The sequence below is a fragment of the Nitrospirota bacterium genome (assembly GCA_020851375.1).
Classification (GTDB): domain Bacteria; phylum Nitrospirota; class 9FT-COMBO-42-15; order HDB-SIOI813; family HDB-SIOI813; genus RBG-16-43-11.
Window position 1 is genome coordinate 1 of sequence record JADZCV010000031.1, and the last position, 15,984, is coordinate 15,984.

The window sequence follows — 15,984 nt, forward strand, 5'->3', positions numbered from 1 at the left end:
ATACTTCTCACCATACTGCTCTTCTTTATTGTTCTCCGACATGATTGATCCCCCCTTTGTTATCTCCAGGATCATCATGTCATATCAGGTAAATCAGGGGAAGATGGGGTTAATTAAACGCTTACACTGCTATTGCGGTCTTGTTGCCGCCAGTATTGTTCATACTATCGAAACCGCTACCGCCCAGATAGGTGGAGTAGACGAGTGTCGGATCTATGATGAGCGGATAATCTTTGTCATAGGAGGCTAATTCAAAGGTATAGGCAAATTCCCCCTCACCACTCCCCTCTCCAGTAATGGGAGAGGGAGATTTATTGGGTTCATTCATTACAAGAACATCATTTGACAAAAGCTTAAATTTGCCATCTACTTCAATCTTATTTCCATTAATCATTTGATAGATGTGCGGTTTCTTTTGTATCATTTTGCCTTCTCTGAGTGCAATCTCAAGATTGCCATCATCTATTACCTCTAACCCCTTTATTCCATTATATGCAAATTGTACTTTTGATGAGTCAGCTCCAGCCTTTACGATGATGTCATATTCCATCTGGCGGTTGTTACCGTAAAATTTAATGTCGATGCCGGTATAAACTTCTTTGTACAATACAGCCTTGTATGTAGGGATGCTGGTTTTCCATTTCTTTGGATCATTGCCGATGAAGTAGTTGACCTTGCCCTCTTGCGGATCTACGGCGATAATCTCAGGGTTGGGGTTGGCGTTGAGGAAGGTGAGATTAACAATGTCCGTAGAGTTTCCCTCACCCTGACCCGCCCCCGCAAGGGGGGAGGGAATTTGTTTCATGACCTCATTCTTAGTACTAACAGGAGGTAAAATTTCTGCTTTCTTACTTACAACATCCTGCTTTCCGCTATGTACTAACGATATAGAGACCCCTTCCTTTGTAAAGAATGTCGCATGACCATTTCCCCTTTCATAGAAATTTACTTTTTCATTTACCTGTCCATTGTTCTGTATAAAGTAGAGGGGAAGTTTGCCATAGGTTTCATTGATCTGTACTTTCTGAGGCTCAGTAATATCCCCGCCCTTATCCGCTTCTATCATTGGGGATGGAATGGGAGACTGTTTCGCTTCGCTCGTCATGACACTGACTACAAGTGTCAGGATTAACGTCAGGAGGATCGTTATAGCCCGTGATGCGTGTCTGCTCTGCGCAGGCTTGAAGCTTGCGTCTACAAGGTCTGAATTATAAGGGGTTAACAAGAGAGGTTTTCTACTGACTGACTGACTGACTGACTGACTGACTGCAATTTGTTGGCCACAGGCCATAATGTGAATCAGATTGGTTCATTGCAATGCCCTCCCCGTATCTATAATTCCGTGAAAAACAAAAAAAGCCGGACCGCTGAAGTCACAATAATCGCAAAATTAATGTCACCTCGGCAGCCCGGCTTGCTTTTGTTTTATCTAAGCCCCGTTGCTTTGCGTCCTGCCCTCACGGACAGTTTGCTATGCTAGAAGGTGCTGATTAAGTTGCCAATTCCTTCCCTTTCAGGATGGCATCTTAAGACACATTCCTCCTTGCAATACAGATAATTTTTGCTAAATATTTATCATACCAATAGTTGCATGTCAAGCAATATTTAGAATATTTAGAATATATTTGAATTTTTAATTTTTAATTTTTATTTAATTGACTCCTCCCCCACTCCTTGATATTATTTCTACAAATCATAATAAATTATGGATTCTGGAAATGAAATATTCAGAGTTTAAGGCTAAGATTCAAAATTTCCCTGTGTTTTCCTCCTCACACCTCCCGGCTCTCGGTGGTAATGAAAAGCTTCTTAGAAATCAGATCAGCAGTTGGAAAAAAAAGGGGCTTATGCTGGAACTTAGAAAGGGCTTATACGTCTTGAACGAGAGCGACAGGAAAATCGCTCTATCCCGGCCATTTCTGGCCAATCAAGTCTACTCACCCTCTTATGTCAGCACAGAGTATGCCTTAGGATTTTATGATCTCATCCCGGAAAGGGTAGCGGATGTAACATCCGTGACTACGCGGAAAACAGCCAGCTTTGAGAACCCATTTGGCCTGTTCCTATATCAGCATGTAGGTATACCCTGTTTTGGTGGTTTTATTGAAAGAAAAGATGAAAATGGCCTCCCTTTTATGATCGCTGCCCCTGAGAAGGCCGTCATTGATTTCCTCTATCTTAACCTGGCAAGGTTTGAACCAGGCCAGCCGGAGGTTTTTGAGACGTCGTTCCGTTTCCAAAACCTTGATCAGCTGGACCTCGGGTATATGGACACCCTTACTCCTGTCTTTCATAGTAAAAAATTAATGCGGATCGTAGCAATGCTTGTTAAGTTTATCAAAGGGGGATGAGATTTGCTTGATGTCTTGAAGAAACAGATTGCGGGATTACCAACACGGGAAGAAAAACTCAATCATCTGCGGGAGTTTCTGCAGATCCTTATCCTGAAGATCATTTACGACACAGGTTATTTCAGAAATCTGAGCTTTGTCGGAGGGACGGCACTTCGTATCCTATATGGCTTACGGCGATTCTCCGAAGACCTGGACTTTTCATTGTTTGAAAAGTCTCACTATAACTTCCGGAAATTCGGAAATTGCCTTCATCAACATCTGAGAAACTACGGACTGGAGGCAGACTGTAAGATGCAACAAAAAAATGCCGTTCAAAACATCGAGATACGGGTCACAAATATGCTGTTGCCCCTTGGCTTATCTTCTCACAAAGGAGAAAAGCTGTTTGTCAAATTGGAAATTGACAGCAATCCGCCTGAGGGAGCAATAACTGAGATGTCGCTGGTAAACAGGACCTATGTGTTTACGGTTACCCACTATGACATCCCCTCGCTTTTTGCTACAAAGATTCATGCCTGCTTCTTCCGGGGGTTCGTCAAAGGAAGAGACTTCTATGACCTCCTATGGTATCTGGGAAAAAGGGTCAAACCCAACTTCATTCTTCTCAATAATGCGATTCAACAGACCCATCCTGAAAGGATTCCTGTTATGGAGAACAATTTCAAAGAATTTCTGGAAAATGAATTAAGTAAGATTGATTTTAAGAAGGCGCAACAAGATGTCGCCAGGTTTCTGGAAGATAAGCACGAACTTAAACTGATAGACCGGAAAATCTTCCTGGCAGCTTTATAGGCATATATCCATAGTCGGCCTTTATTTTGTGACTATCGGATCGGTCGGACTGTTAATAGTATTTATATCATAACTTTCGTGGGGCCGGAGGGTAGGAGTTCGATCTGGAAGAGCCTCGGCCATCGTTTGCCGGTCACAAAGAGTCGGTCCCCCTCGGCGTCATAGGCAATGCCGTTTAAGACGCCGGCCCCTTTGCGCTCCTCCGGGGAGAGGAGACCGGCCAGGTCTATCCAGCCCGTCACCTGTCCGGTCTGTGGTGATATCCGGGCGATCCAATCCGTCTGCCAAGACCCTGTGTAAAGGCCTCCCGGTCATGAGGATAGGACTTAATGACCCTGTAAGTGTAGACCGGAGTTCCTGCCTGGGGGGTGGGTGAAGGGCTGACCAGGGCCGTTGACGAAGGGGGCACGGTAGCCGGGAGTGCTGCCGGACTCGCATAGGACGCCAGCATCCAGGCAATGAGAGTAAGCCAGGGAGACAGGCCTACGAAGAGGCGCCAGGCATGTCCCCTTTTATTACTTTCTTTTATTACTTCATCCGCGCTATCATGCCACCGATTCATTAAACAAAGATGACCTTAAAATCAAGTACGTCCCGTATTGCAATAAAGTCTTTTTTGTTTTGTGTATAAAGAGTAGCCCCCATACTCCTGACTGAGGCTGCAATCAGGCAGTCATTCGTGATTGATGCGGATTTTTTGATGGTATAGCCTTTTGCAACGTGGAGCCTGGAGATAAGTTCTGCTGCCTTTTCATAATCTGTGATCGAGGGGGCCCAAATTCTATTAACCTGCCTGAATAAATAGAATATTTCATTTATGGCTTTTAACGCTTTCTTTGTGTGTGCGCCGGCCCTGAGTTCCATATATACAATTGAAGAGAGGTAAATTATACCAGTTGAGAGGAAAATTTCACTATATAAATCCGGGTTGGAAAAACGGTCTATAAAGATATTTGTATCGATAACTTTTTTAATCATAGACCTTTTTTATCTTTGTGCCTTTATATTTCTTAAATATACCTTCAAGCTCAATTTTCCCTGCTGCCATATCCAATGCCTTTTTTAATGCCTCTACGTTGTCTTTAACTCCAAAAGTTTTTCGAACTTTATCAATATCGCTTCTCTTAACCTCTATATGATCAATTCTTACAACATTATGTGTCTTTGCCATTTTTATTACCTCCTAATCTTCTATAGCATAAAAATATCACAATTCTGATTATTCATCCAGTTGGTCTTTGCGGATATTACAGGAGGATTTGCTGAAATGTCAATTCACGTGCAGAATTGCAACCTCTCTGTATTTGACAATTTCTGATATCCATCATATAATAATGCACATAATATGTGCAAATAAGCAGAGGAAGTTCCGGAATGAGAAAGAATATAACTCTGGCAGTTGATGAAAAACTCCTGAGGAAGGCCCGCTCTGTTGCATCGCAAAAGCATACCACGATAACGCATCTGATCAGGGAATATCTGGAAAACTATATCAGACAGAATGAGGCATACGATGATGCCATGTTGAGGATGCTAAAACGTTTCTCCCGTAAACCACTTTCCGTGGGTAGTAAAAAGTGGAAACGCGAGGATCTACATGAGCGATAGGTTGTTTTTCGACACAAACATACTGGTATATGCCTTTGATAAGTCTGACACGGAAAAGCATAATATTTCAGCACGGCTTATTAAAACCGCCTTTGAGAATAGAAACGGTCACATAAGCACTCAGGTACTCCAGGAATTCTTTGTAGTAACCACACAAAAGATTGAAAAAACACTTACCATTAATGAAGCCAGAGATATTATTAATGATTTTCCTGTATGGACTGTTGTTGACACGAATCTGCAGGTTATCTTGCAGGCTATTGAGGTCATGAAAGAATATCACCTCTCCTTCCGGGACTCCCTGATTGTGTGTACAGCAAAAGTAGCAGGTTGTAACATTATTTATACAGAGGATTTATCACATCAACAAATAATAGGGAATACCAGGATTATTAACCCTTACCGTCCACTGCCACCTCCAGTCTCCCGTCAGTAAGTTGGATGCAGATAACTGCACTTGCCTTTGGCGCCCGTTATTGTGGGGCGCCACTTCAAACACCTCCACAAGTCCTATTCCTGTTTTATTGACCTCTCACCATCTCTTATTCCCGTTTCTTTCTGCCGGTCGTTGTTTCGATTAGCGAGATAGACTTCAGGGTTTCATAGGCGCCGGCACTGCCGGCAATCCCCATATCCCAGAATAATTCAAGTGCCTCCCTCGTTGTTATATCCAGAACTTCAGCAGCCTCTCTAAGGCTGATTTCACCACGGCCGTAACTATCTCCAAGATATTTTTCGGCTCCGAGCCTTAAGAATTTCCTCAAGGTTGTAGGTTCATCAATCTTTTCCCTGTGTTTTACAAATCTAACCGCTTCAAGCAGGTTATCCGGCAATCTCAAAGCTTTTGCTTTCATGACTTCTCCTCCACGTAAAACCTTGCAATAATGTATTCCTCGTTGCTGATGTAGGGTTTCAATGCATCCAGTAATTTTGACGCTTTTTTTTTCTGAACCTTTCCGCTTTTGAACAGATATAGAATGCAGGCAGCCGGAGTCAAATAAGGTATTCTTAACGCATCAAGCTTTTTTAAGAATCTCCTGTCATCGCTTGCAATGGCGTCATAGCCTCCTTCCATATACAGTGACATGACTTCCTTTTCTCCTTTTGAGGAGGGGATTGCTGGAATACTTTTCCCCTGATCTTTAACAACGCGCAAGCCCTTTTTATCAATATTCCCCTCAATGATAACGGCATCCTCATAACCTTGTTTCTTCGCCTCATCAACAGTTTCCTTCTTAACAAGGGCGGGTATAAACACCGCCATTCCATTGATAACGTCCTCTTTAGCCCCTGCTTTAGTAAGTTTGACAAGACAGTCCGAATCCATAACTATTTTCATGTATCATAATGTAATCTTATGGATACAGATTGTCAAGGCTTAGTGTCAAGCCTGTCAAGCCAATTTAAGAAATAACGGGACGGTTCTATTTAAGTGGTTATAATGTTTATAAATAGAACCGTCCCCTTTTATTACTCCAATCACCTCAAGATTCAAGACCCCTTGTGGCTGGTGTTACGGCGCTACTTCAAACACCTCCACAAGTCCTATGCCTGTTGTGTTGTTGACCCCGCTTACTACGGCTGAGTAACTGCCGGAGGGCAGGGTTATCAGCATCGCTGACTCATTGGAACAGCCAGGAGGCGCTGTGCCCTGCCCGGGGTTTGGTGTACACGGGTCTAAGCCGGTAGCCGTTATCTCAGCCGGTGTGCCGCAGACAAACCCGCTGCCTGCACAGAGTGGATCACCCTGATTGCCCCAGTTGTCATTCTGCGCAATATATGCCCCTGCAGTGGATGAGTAGCGCCTCATGTACGGATTCGACAGCGTCCCTGTCATATTAAACGGCGCCCCGCTCATGGATGGGCCACGGCCCCTGATCATCACGGTCTTTGAAGTGCTGCCGCTGATAATAAAGCCGCCAATCTCACGGTCGTTCCTATACAAAATGGCACGGGTGGAGATGTTGGACAGCTTTGAAATAACTGTTAGTGTGAAGCTGGCTGTACACCAGCAACCGCAACAGCAGTACGTGCCTGAGCTTTTCCATAGCCAGCCAGAGTAAACAGAATGGTTAATATCCCCATTATCAATAGGAGCGTTCTTTTTCTATCTACTGGTTTGTGAGGAATTAACGAGAGTGATTTTTTACTGACTGACTGCAATTTGCCGGCCACAGGCATAACTTGGATTAGATTGGATCATTGCAACGCCCTCCTGTGATAGTGTCTCATATTTTCACATTGTCTTTTTGACGTTTTTGTATATAATAAAATTACGCCGCAATAACTACGGGAACTTCAAATGCCGCAGTCCAAACAATATCAATTCACCATTATCATTGAGCCTTGTGAAGAGGGTGGTTACTTTGCCAGATGCCCTGCCTTTCCTGGCTGCCATGTGGAGGGTGATAATTACGAAGATACCCTCCATGAGATGCGGGCAACCATCCAGAGTTTCATCGAGGACTACATCAAAAACGGTGAATCCATTCCGGATGATGAAGTAACCGTTACCTCACTCAAGATAGCTGTATGACGCCTCACTTTCCAGCCATGACATCCAGCGAAGTCGTGGCTATACTCAATAAACTCGGTTTTAAATTCCTTCGTCAGTCTGGCTCAAGTCATGCTATTTATAAAAGGGCATCTGATGGAAAGCGGACTACTGTCCCTGTCCATCCTGGCAAAATACTGAAACGGAAAACACTCAAATCTATCATTGAAGATACCGGCCTTACCGTTGATGAATTCATGCAACTGGGTCACAAATAAAAAAGCCGGACCGCTTAAGTCACAATAATTACAAAATTATTGTCACCTCGGCAGCCCGGCTTGCTTTTGTTTTATCTAAGCCCCGTTGCTTTGCGCCCTGCCCTCACGGACAGGTTGCCCTGATAGAAGGTGTTTCAATCTTAGATGTTGGCGACAGCGTAATTTATGGCCAACTATCTTTAATGGCTATTTATTTATCAAAACGGCACAGAGATGTCAAGCTATTTTTATATCTTTATTTTGCTCTTGTAGCTAAATAGTAGGGGTTATTTAGTGGGGCCGGAGGGTAGGAGTTCGATCAAAAATAACGGGGCGGTTCCATTTCTAAATAGAACCGTGCCACTTTATTGCTCCCGGTCTTGCTTTTTGAAAGAAAACCGTTTAAAATTTAAATCAAATGAAGCAATCAACAGATGTCCTCCGTAAAATAGAAATTATTGAAGAGGAAATATTTGATCTTAAATTATCCCTTCTCAGGAAGCTTACCCCGGCTAAGAAAAATCTTCTCTCTCTCAAAGGGATACTTGAGGGCATAGATATATCTGAGGAAGATATTGAAGAAGCTCAGAAGTCGCTTTACAGTAAAACCGGCATATAGAAACAGATCAAGCTTCCTCACCGATACACATGCCCTGCTATGGCATTTTACCAACAGCAATAGGATAAGCACAAAAGCAAAAGACATTTTTGATAAATGCGAAGAAGGCCATTGTGTTATCTTCATCCCTTCTATTGTCATTGCAGAGTGTTTAAGGATCTTTAATAGAAAGAAAATCGCTTTCAATTTTATAACCTTATTTGATCAGATCAGGGAAAGTGAAAATTATGCCATCATCCCTCTGGATCAAAGAGTCCTCCTTCAGATGACAGAAACCACAGAAGTTACTGAACTCCACGACAAGATTATTGTTGCAACAGCACAGCTCCTGGATGTCCAGCTTATTACGAAAGATTCCTTTCTTAGAAAACTAAAAAACATAAAGACTATATGGTAGTAATAATATGGGGTCACGGCGCCACTTCGAACACCTCCATAAGTCCTATTCCTGTTGTATTGTTGACCCCGCTTACAACTGCTGAGTAACTGCCGGATGGCAGGGTTATCAGCATCGCTGACTCATTGGAACAGCCGGGAGGTGCAGTGCTCTGCCCGGGGTTTGGTGTACACGGGTCTAAGCCGGTAGCCGTTATCTCTGCAGGTGTGCCGCAGACAAATCCACTGCTTGCACAGAGTGTATCACTCTGATTGCCCCAGTTGTCATTCTGCGCTATATAGGCCCCTGCAGTTGATGAATAGAGCCTCATGTACGGATTCGACAGTGTACCTGTCATATTAAACGGCGCCCCGCTCATGGACTGGCCCCTCGCACGAAGCAGTAACTTCTTGCTCCCTGTCCCGGCATCCACTATGAATCCGCCTATCATCCTGTTATTGCCGGTCAGCACCTTCGCACGGGTGGATATGTTAACCAGCTTCGATGTCGTACTGCCATCTATATCAAATATCTCCACAAGGCCTGTCCCCGTCCCGTTGTTTACCCCGCTAAACACCGCACTGTAAGCACCAGGCGGGAGAGTAATCTGGATGGCTGACTCATTGGAACATCCGGGAGGTAAAGTGGTCTGACCGGGGTTGGGCATGCACGGATTATAAATCGAAGCCGTTATCTCTGCGGATGTAGCACAGACATGACCACTGCTTGAACAGAGAGGATCACTCTGATTGCCCCAGTTGTCATTCTGAGCGATATAGGCCCCTGCACCGGATGAATATAGTCTCAGATATGGATTTGACAATGTCCCTGTCATATTAAACGGCGCCCCGCTCATCGAAGGACCACGTCCCCTGATCATAACAGTCTTGGGAGTGCTGCCGCTGATAATAAAGCCGCCAATCTCCCTGTCGTTTCCTGTGCCTACGTAGGCGCGCGTGGAGATGTTGGTCATCCTGGTTGCTATAGTGGTCAAATCTGAACCATTGCAGTCCTGGTCTATCCCATCGTTGGGTATCTCCGTGGCTCCGGGATGGATCGAGGCGTTGTTGTCGTTGCAGTCGGTGTCATCCAGGACGCGGCCTGACGGCAGGGAACAGGCCAATACGGCATCAGAGGCATCTCCATAACCATCGCCGTCCTGGTCCCGGTAATATGATGTTAACGTAAACCCATCGTCTATCTGGCCATCGCAGTTATCGTCCACGCCATTACAGCTTTCTGTCGCTCCCGGATGGATTGACGCGTTGGCGTCGTTGCAGTCAGTGTTGTCTGACACATACCCAGAAGGCGCTGTACATGCCTGCGTTGTTATTGAAGCATTGCCATATGTATCTGTATCTGCATCACGGTAATAGGTATTATTCACACCCTCGTCCGTTGAACCATTACAGTTATCATCTATATTATTACAGACCTCTGGTGTAGCACCGGCAAAAGGATTACATGAATTGCCTCCCCATGTACCGGCTGTACATGTCTCAGTACCTGTGTTGTTAGAGCACGCTCCCACACCACAAGTCGTTTGACGGCTCAGATTCTCATCTACCTGTCCATTACAATTATCATCTATATTGTTACACACCTCAGCAGAGGGCTGACCTGGTTGGGCATTGCACACTGTACTATTCCCGTCAGCGCTACAGACCTTTGTGCCTGAACGCATGCAGGCTCCAATACCAGAAGAGCAGACTACACCTACATCAAAACCTTCATCTATTTGATTATTACAATTATTATCTATGCCATCACATACCTCTGGATAATATTTATTTCTTTTTGGATTACCATCATCACAATCATCAGCATTTGCCACGTATCCTGTGGGTGCCCATCCAGGATTTGTTTTGTTCGGGTCTATATTACAATCATCTATGTGAACAGAAGGATCTCCATAACCATCCCCATCAACGTCACGATAAAAGGTCTTAAGTATACAAACGTCTGAGGTTACATCTCTTGTGTTTCCTGCCGCATCAAAAAGTCTTGCTTGTATCCTATAAGTATCTCCAGGCTGTAAATAACTTATAGAAAAATCCAGATTTGCAGAAAAGCTGCAATTCTGTCTTGGTTCGCCACAATTGTTGATAGAAGAATCGTATAAAAATACTGGATTGGCCCCCCTTCTCCAAGGTGTTGCATCCCAAATTCCAACATGGTCACCAACTCTTATATTATCATTCACGTTCCCGCTAAAATTAACCAAAGCCAATGGGACTTTTACTCCTTGCTGAGCAGGAGAAATCGAGGTTATTTGTCCTGTAGGTAGCGTTTTATCAACCGTAATATAAAAAATAGCACCATTAGCCATCCAATTGTTATTTCCCCAAGGCCTAAACCATATTTGATGATCACCTTCAGACAGCGTCTGAGGAATATTTATACCGAACCAAAACTTAGCGTCGTTATTAGTATAAGTCGTTTCTTGGTTTCCTGAGATCGAGTCATTATCAAAAGAAATTACTCTTTGTCTATTAAGCCAATTAGGCGGGGGGCAAACCCCATTACTATTAGTAACGCAAGTAGCGTTTGGATAAACATCGCTATTATAACGAGTTATTCCGTCGGTATAAACAGACACAATCTCTACATAATTAGGATTAGCATACCCACCATAATTTTGCCACGTGACACCATTGTCTAAATTTCTGTACAAAAGCCACCAAGTGTCAGAATCCCCAGGTTTATAATAAGCACGGGTGTTAGGATATTGTCCCACTTTACCAGCTGTCAAAGCAAAAACAGGTTTAGAGAAGACGCCAGCTAAGATGGTAAGGATGAACGCCAGCAGGATCGGCATAGCCCATGGGGCATGTCTTCGCAGGCTCAAACCTGCGGCTGCAATGTTGTGATTTTGAGAGATTAATGAGGGAGATTTTCTACTGCCTGCCTGACTGACTGACTGACTGACTGACTGACTGCAATTTCTCGGCCACAGGCCATAACTTGAAATAGATCGTCTCATCGCATTGCCCTCCCAGTATCTATAGTTCCTGTTATAAACAAAAAAAGCCGGACCACTGAAATCACAATAATCACACAATTATTGTCACCTCGGCAGCCCGGCTTGCTTATGTCTTATCTAAGCCCCGTAGCATTGCGTCCTGCCCTCACGGACAGTTTGCTATGATAGAAGGTGCTGATTTAGTTGCCAATGCCTTCCCTTTCAGGATGGCATCTTAAGACACATTCCTCCTTGCAATACAGATAATTTTTGCTAAATATTTATCATATCAATAGTTGTATGTCAAGCAATATTTAGCAATTTTTTTAATATTTTTTTAATATTTTTATCAAATTTGCTTCTTTTATGAATTTTAAAATCTATTAAAAAAAATCCCTTTTGATAAGAGTATTGATTTTCGCTATGTGATCAATTAATTTTCTATAATAAATTGAAGAGAAAAGGACCGATATCTCCGTATAAGAAGAAAATCCTCTTTATTGGCAGTATATACTGTACCGCCGATTTGGATTGCGCTTAGAGCAATCAATATGTCATTCAATAACACGGCAGCCTTAGATTTGTAATTAGGGCTGTCTTTAATAATTTTTGCTATCAGTATTCCTGCCTTATTCCATGTGGCATGTGCAGGTGTAACAATTCGCCCTGTTTTCTCTATGCGTCGTGTATATTGCTTCACCAGTTGGAGACCAATGTCATCTGTACAGCCTGCATGTAATTCTGCGGATATAACGGAAGAAAGATAGGTGCGCGGCAAGTTCTCAAAAAGGGACTGATATGCAAAGCTGCTTTCTCCATAATGTATTGCAGTGATATAGAGATTAGTATCAAAATACACCACTTACCTGCCTGAGAAAACATCTGACACTTTCCCCTTTCCCCTGATCATAAGATTCTGCAGGGCTTTGGCAAGTTCTATTTCGCTGGCAGCTATTTCCAACGCCTTATGTATCGTCTCAGTCTCTGTTCTTGTTCCCATGGCCTTCTGAGCCTTTTTCAGACGTTTTATATCCAGTAAATAATTCTTTCTGAGTAATGTCTTTTTCAATATATCACCTCCCTTCATCTATACATATATATATCATTCATAGTCTGTATGCGTCAATCACCATTCGTAGATGAGCGGCGCCACAAATGTGGTTGTACCATCGAAAGGCTGTTAATGCTTTGTCTGCTGACGCGATAAACTGACATCACTTCTCTGGGCGGCTATTTCAAACAGGATTACTCCGGCGTCAACTGATACATTTAAAGTAAGAAATAAGGGTGGATATGTTAAACAGTTTCGATGTCGTACTGCCATGTATGTCCAATATCTCTACAAGGCCTGTGCCAGTCCCCTTTACTATACATAGGCCTATATCGCAGGAAGGCGCTTCATGATCAGCCTCGCACCGGCGATTCCCAGGAACGCGGACACTGCTACGATAGGGATCAGGATTACCCAGTGAATGAGGTTTAACGGGACGATATCGAAAAACTCTCTTACAGGAGGTATGTAGAGGACCATCAGTTGAAGGCAGATGCCGGTTGCCATGGCTAAGAGAAGCCATTTGTTGGACCAGAGGGTCAGCCTGTCCATCTCCCGCACAATCATAATCCTGACGAAGGAGAAGAGGATCACGCTGGTAAACACCATGGTCTGCGCCAATTTCAGCTCACCCATATGAAATCCTATATAGAATATGATCAGCAGCACAATGACCTTCTTGATGCCGCTGAATGCGATGAGCGCCTTAACACCCGTGTTCAGTACCGGATCCCCCACCCTTCTCGGCGGTCTCCTGATGATGCCGGGATTGGCCGGATCCACTGCGAGGGCGCTGGCCGGCAGGACGTCGGTGATGACGTTTACCCACAGGACCATCGTCCCTGTCAGGGGAATGAAGCCGAAGAATGACAGGATCATAATGACAAAGACCTCAGCCAGATTGGCGCTCAGGAGATAGTTTACGAATTTCTTGATGTTATCAAATATCCTCCTCCCCTCTTCAACAGCGTCTATGAGTGTGGCAAAGTTATCATCCAGGAGGATCATGTCCGCGGATTCCTTTGCCACATCGGTCCCTCTCACCCCCATCGCCACCCCTACATCGGAACGTTTGATGGCAGTGGCATCATTCACACCGTCTCCTGTCATTGCCACAAAATGACCTCTCTCCTGTAACGCCCTGGTGATGTTGTCCTTGGTGCGGGGCGTTGCCCGGGCCACTATATCCACCCCATCCATATATCCCGCCAATTCCCCGATCGGGAGTCTGTCAACATCCTTACCCTCGGCAGCATTGTTGCCAAGCCCGATCCTTCCGGCTATCGCCTGTGCAGTCTTTTTGTGATCCCCTGTAATCATGATTACCCTGATTCCAGCCTCCCGGGCAATCCGGATGGCCCCACTGATCTCCTTTCTCGGAGGGTCCATCATCCCCACGAATCCCAGAAATATCATCCCCTTTTCAATCTCTCCCTCTGGCATTTCCTGAGATGGGAGTTCCCTGCAGGCAAAGGCCAGCACCCTTAATGCCTCCCCGGCCATGGAATCCCCCATCGTCGTGATCCTGTCCCGTGCCTCCTGGTTCATTGTGACAATATCCCCGTTGTTAAATATCCTGTCACAGTCATTCAGGATGACCCTCAACGCCCCTTTGGAATAGGCGACCGGCCTGCCGTCCACCGTGTGAATACTGGTCATTTTCCGGGTCTCAGAGGAAAAGGGGATCTCACCTATCCTGGGATATCTGCTCCTTTCAGCTTCCGGGTCAATCATCCTCTTACCGGCGAACATGAGGAGGCCGATCTCTGTCGGATCACCGATCCAGGCCTTATCCCCTCCCTCAACTGAACCTGTCCTGGCCTCATTACAAAGTATGGCAGCCCTCAACAGGTGCGGCATGGCAGCGCCGGCAACATCTTCCTCCGGAAGGGATATCCTGCCATCTGCATAGACCTTCTCAACAGAGACCCTGTTTTCTGTCAGCGTCCCTGTCTTGTCAGTGCAGATGACGTCCACTGAACCAAGGTCCTCAACAACACTGAGATGTTTCACAAGTGCCTTCTTCCCGAGCATCCTCCTCGTCCCCAGTGCGAGGGCAAAGGTCATGACAACAGGAAGGCTTTCAGGGACAGCAGCCACGCCAAGGCTGATCGAGTTTATCAGGACATCATAAAAGCTCAGATGCTCTACGATATAGGAGGTGATTGCGATCACGGCCACAATAACGGCGATGGCAAGGGTTACCTGTCTGCCGAGTCTTGCAATCTCGATCTGGAAAGATGTCGGCCTCTCCCTGATATCATAGAGATCTGCCGCGATCTTTCCGATCTCAGTGGCCATCCCTGTCCCGGTGATGAGGACCTTAGAGCTTCCCCTCGTGACATAAGTGCCGGAGTAGGCCATATTGGTCCTCTCAGCAAGGATTGCCTCTTCCGGCACGTCAAGATTATCCTTGTCAATGCTGACGCTCTCGCCTGTCAATACGGATTCATCCACCATCAACCCGAAGGACTCAATGATCCTCCCGTCTGCAGGTATCCTGTCCCCTTCAGAAAGGATCACCATATCGCCGGGGACGACCTCATCGGCATCGGTCACGATCTCCTGGCCGTCCCTCATCACCCTCGCCATCCGCTTCATGACCCTGTGTAGTGACTGGATACTCTGGCTTGCCTTATATTCCTCGATAAAACTTATGATGGTGTTCAGTATGATGATGACCACAATGAAGATGACTTCATGGAGATTGGCGGCCCTGCCTGGCAGATAACCCACCCCGAGGGCGATGAGTGCTGCGATGAAGAGGATGATGTTGAAAAAGCCCTTTAACTGATTGAACAGGATCTTGAGTGGGGACATCTTTTCCGGCTCTGCAATGCGATTGTAACCAAAGCGCCTGAGCCTTTCAGATGCCTCTGTACCGGAGAGCCCTCCTGGAGGGGTGTCAAAAGATGAGAATATCTCAGTAACCCTCACGGAGTGCCAGGGTCTGTCAGGTACTGGAGGAGTTGTGTCTGCTACAACGGTCTCCATGCACGTCCCTCCCTTTCGAGTAATAAGGCCGCTGTAATGACAGGGGCCGGGACAGCGGTCTCTATCGCCTGCTGCACTGATGTATACCCTTTTGACAAGATGAGGCGTCAAAGATAAGTTTCCACCCCTCTGATAGCAATGTCAAGAGCCTGGTAGCAGAGGGATATTAATTTTTATCTTGACACATGCGGGAAACGTTTAATATAATCCACTCAAACGTGCAGATATTCTGAAAGGTTTCAGGTGAGGTACGGAACAGGTGAAACCAGTCGGACTATAAGCCAGTCATCCTAATTATGGGCGGCTGGCTTTTTTATTTTATTTTCGAATCAGTTACACAGGGAGGATAAGACCATGGCTACAAAAGAAGCAAGAATCATGTGGACCAAGACTGACGAGGCGCCTGCTCTGGCGACGTATTCACTGCTGCCTGTAGTGCAGTCATTTACAAAGGCGGCTGGCGTGGTAGTAGAGACA

At 45.2% G+C, this 15,984-nt stretch carries 22 protein-coding genes and 3 riboswitches; of the genes, 10 read left to right on the forward strand and 12 right to left on the reverse strand.

The genetic code is table 11. The annotated features are described in order from the left end of the window. Positions 1 to 121 precede the first annotated feature (121 nt). The gene (locus IT393_06800; protein MCC7202348.1) at positions 122 to 1,066 is read right to left on the reverse strand and encodes a hypothetical protein; all 945 of its coding nucleotides are present in this window, start codon (positions 1,064 to 1,066) and stop codon (positions 122 to 124) included. 10 nt (positions 1,067 to 1,076) lie between these two features. On the opposite strand from IT393_06800, the gene IT393_06805 reads away from it, so the two are divergent. From IT393_06805 to IT393_06815, 3 genes are all read left to right on the forward strand, one after another. After that, positions 1,077 to 1,214 (forward strand): hypothetical protein, encoded by a 138-nt coding sequence (locus IT393_06805; protein ID MCC7202349.1) that lies wholly within the window; start codon positions 1,077 to 1,079, stop codon positions 1,212 to 1,214. A 186-nt stretch (positions 1,215 to 1,400) separates the two neighbouring features. Continuing rightward, a riboswitch (cyclic di-GMP riboswitch) is annotated at positions 1,401 to 1,483 on the reverse strand. A gap of 235 nt (positions 1,484 to 1,718) precedes the next feature. Continuing rightward, positions 1,719 to 2,351, forward strand: a complete 633-nt coding sequence (locus IT393_06810; GenBank protein ID MCC7202350.1) for a hypothetical protein — start codon at positions 1,719 to 1,721, stop codon at positions 2,349 to 2,351. Between the two features lie 3 nt (positions 2,352 to 2,354). Then, positions 2,355 to 3,146, forward strand: coding sequence for a nucleotidyl transferase AbiEii/AbiGii toxin family protein (locus tag IT393_06815; protein MCC7202351.1), 792 nt, complete (start codon positions 2,355 to 2,357; stop codon positions 3,144 to 3,146). A 62-nt stretch (positions 3,147 to 3,208) separates the two neighbouring features. Here IT393_06815 and IT393_06820 read toward each other — a convergent pair whose 3' ends face one another. Genes IT393_06820 through IT393_06835 form a run of 4 tightly spaced genes read right to left on the reverse strand, consistent with a single transcriptional unit; the run spans position 3,209 to position 4,317 of the window. Continuing rightward, on the reverse strand, positions 3,209 to 3,418 hold the full coding sequence (locus IT393_06820; protein ID MCC7202352.1) for a glutaminyl-peptide cyclotransferase: 210 nt from the start codon (positions 3,416 to 3,418) through the stop codon (positions 3,209 to 3,211). Next, a complete protein-coding gene (locus IT393_06825; GenBank protein MCC7202353.1) occupies positions 3,385 to 3,708 on the reverse strand; it encodes a glutaminyl-peptide cyclotransferase in 324 nt (107 codons plus the stop codon). Before IT393_06825 ends, IT393_06820 begins: the two co-directional genes overlap by 34 nt. Beyond that, positions 3,708 to 4,124 (reverse strand): PIN domain-containing protein, encoded by a 417-nt coding sequence (locus IT393_06830; GenBank protein ID MCC7202354.1) that lies wholly within the window; start codon positions 4,122 to 4,124, stop codon positions 3,708 to 3,710. Before IT393_06830 ends, IT393_06825 begins: the two co-directional genes overlap by 1 nt. Beyond that, complete coding sequence (locus tag IT393_06835; GenBank protein MCC7202355.1) at positions 4,117 to 4,317, reverse strand: hypothetical protein; 201 nt, start codon at positions 4,315 to 4,317, stop codon at positions 4,117 to 4,119. The genes IT393_06830 and IT393_06835 overlap by 8 nt, the downstream gene beginning before the upstream one ends. Positions 4,318 to 4,520: 203 nt before the next feature. On the opposite strand from IT393_06835, the gene IT393_06840 reads away from it, so the two are divergent. After that, positions 4,521 to 4,754 (forward strand): hypothetical protein, encoded by a 234-nt coding sequence (locus IT393_06840; GenBank protein ID MCC7202356.1) that lies wholly within the window; start codon positions 4,521 to 4,523, stop codon positions 4,752 to 4,754. Further along, on the forward strand, positions 4,744 to 5,190 hold the full coding sequence (locus tag IT393_06845) for a PIN domain-containing protein (GenBank protein MCC7202357.1): 447 nt from the start codon (positions 4,744 to 4,746) through the stop codon (positions 5,188 to 5,190). Before IT393_06840 ends, IT393_06845 begins: the two co-directional genes overlap by 11 nt. Positions 5,191 to 5,296: 106 nt before the next feature. Here IT393_06845 and IT393_06850 read toward each other — a convergent pair whose 3' ends face one another. The 3 genes from IT393_06850 to IT393_06860 all read right to left on the reverse strand — a co-directional run bounded on the left by IT393_06850 (position 5,297) and on the right by IT393_06860 (position 6,699). After that, a complete protein-coding gene (locus tag IT393_06850) occupies positions 5,297 to 5,608 on the reverse strand; it encodes a hypothetical protein (protein ID MCC7202358.1) in 312 nt (103 codons plus the stop codon). After that, entirely contained in the window at positions 5,605 to 6,093 is a 489-nt protein-coding gene (locus tag IT393_06855; protein MCC7202359.1) for a hypothetical protein, read from the reverse strand. The genes IT393_06850 and IT393_06855 overlap by 4 nt, the downstream gene beginning before the upstream one ends. A gap of 174 nt (positions 6,094 to 6,267) precedes the next feature. Further along, positions 6,268 to 6,699: a hypothetical protein gene (locus tag IT393_06860; GenBank protein ID MCC7202360.1), complete on the reverse strand. Its 432-nt coding sequence runs from the start codon at positions 6,697 to 6,699 to the stop codon at positions 6,268 to 6,270. A gap of 357 nt (positions 6,700 to 7,056) precedes the next feature. Here IT393_06860 and IT393_06865 point away from each other — a divergent pair, with 357 nt between their 5' ends. The 4 genes from IT393_06865 (at position 7,057) to IT393_06880 (ending at position 8,521) form a co-directional block, all read left to right on the forward strand. Then, the gene (locus tag IT393_06865; protein ID MCC7202361.1) at positions 7,057 to 7,290 is read left to right on the forward strand and encodes a type II toxin-antitoxin system HicB family antitoxin; all 234 of its coding nucleotides are present in this window, start codon (positions 7,057 to 7,059) and stop codon (positions 7,288 to 7,290) included. Then, a complete protein-coding gene (locus tag IT393_06870) occupies positions 7,287 to 7,526 on the forward strand; it encodes a type II toxin-antitoxin system HicA family toxin (protein ID MCC7202362.1) in 240 nt (79 codons plus the stop codon). The genes IT393_06865 and IT393_06870 overlap by 4 nt, the downstream gene beginning before the upstream one ends. A gap of 46 nt (positions 7,527 to 7,572) precedes the next feature. Continuing rightward, a riboswitch (cyclic di-GMP riboswitch) is annotated at positions 7,573 to 7,655 on the reverse strand. A gap of 268 nt (positions 7,656 to 7,923) precedes the next feature. After that, positions 7,924 to 8,124 (forward strand): hypothetical protein, encoded by a 201-nt coding sequence (locus tag IT393_06875; protein ID MCC7202363.1) that lies wholly within the window; start codon positions 7,924 to 7,926, stop codon positions 8,122 to 8,124. Continuing rightward, positions 8,081 to 8,521, forward strand: a complete 441-nt coding sequence (locus IT393_06880; GenBank protein MCC7202364.1) for a PIN domain-containing protein — start codon at positions 8,081 to 8,083, stop codon at positions 8,519 to 8,521. The genes IT393_06875 and IT393_06880 overlap by 44 nt, the downstream gene beginning before the upstream one ends. A 13-nt stretch (positions 8,522 to 8,534) precedes the next feature. On the opposite strand, the gene IT393_06885 is transcribed toward IT393_06880, so the two are convergent. The 4 genes from IT393_06885 to IT393_06900 all read right to left on the reverse strand — a co-directional run bounded on the left by IT393_06885 (position 8,535) and on the right by IT393_06900 (position 15,507). Then, positions 8,535 to 10,703 (reverse strand): putative metal-binding motif-containing protein, encoded by a 2,169-nt coding sequence (locus tag IT393_06885; protein ID MCC7202365.1) that lies wholly within the window; start codon positions 10,701 to 10,703, stop codon positions 8,535 to 8,537. A gap of 868 nt (positions 10,704 to 11,571) precedes the next feature. Further along, positions 11,572 to 11,654, reverse strand: a riboswitch (cyclic di-GMP riboswitch). 241 nt (positions 11,655 to 11,895) lie between these two features. Further along, the gene (locus IT393_06890) at positions 11,896 to 12,321 is read right to left on the reverse strand and encodes a type II toxin-antitoxin system VapC family toxin (GenBank protein MCC7202366.1); all 426 of its coding nucleotides are present in this window, start codon (positions 12,319 to 12,321) and stop codon (positions 11,896 to 11,898) included. Positions 12,322 to 12,324: 3 nt separating this feature from the next. After that, positions 12,325 to 12,531 carry a hypothetical protein gene (locus IT393_06895; protein MCC7202367.1) on the reverse strand — a complete coding sequence of 69 codons (207 nt, stop codon included), beginning with the start codon at positions 12,529 to 12,531 and terminating at the stop codon, positions 12,325 to 12,327. Positions 12,532 to 12,840: 309 nt separating this feature from the next. Next, positions 12,841 to 15,507 carry a cation-translocating P-type ATPase gene (locus IT393_06900; GenBank protein MCC7202368.1) on the reverse strand — a complete coding sequence of 889 codons (2,667 nt, stop codon included), beginning with the start codon at positions 15,505 to 15,507 and terminating at the stop codon, positions 12,841 to 12,843. A gap of 354 nt (positions 15,508 to 15,861) precedes the next feature. On the opposite strand from IT393_06900, the gene IT393_06905 reads away from it, so the two are divergent. After that, positions 15,862 to 15,984: NADP-dependent isocitrate dehydrogenase (locus IT393_06905; GenBank protein ID MCC7202369.1), on the forward strand; the 123-nt coding region annotated here is incomplete at its 3' end.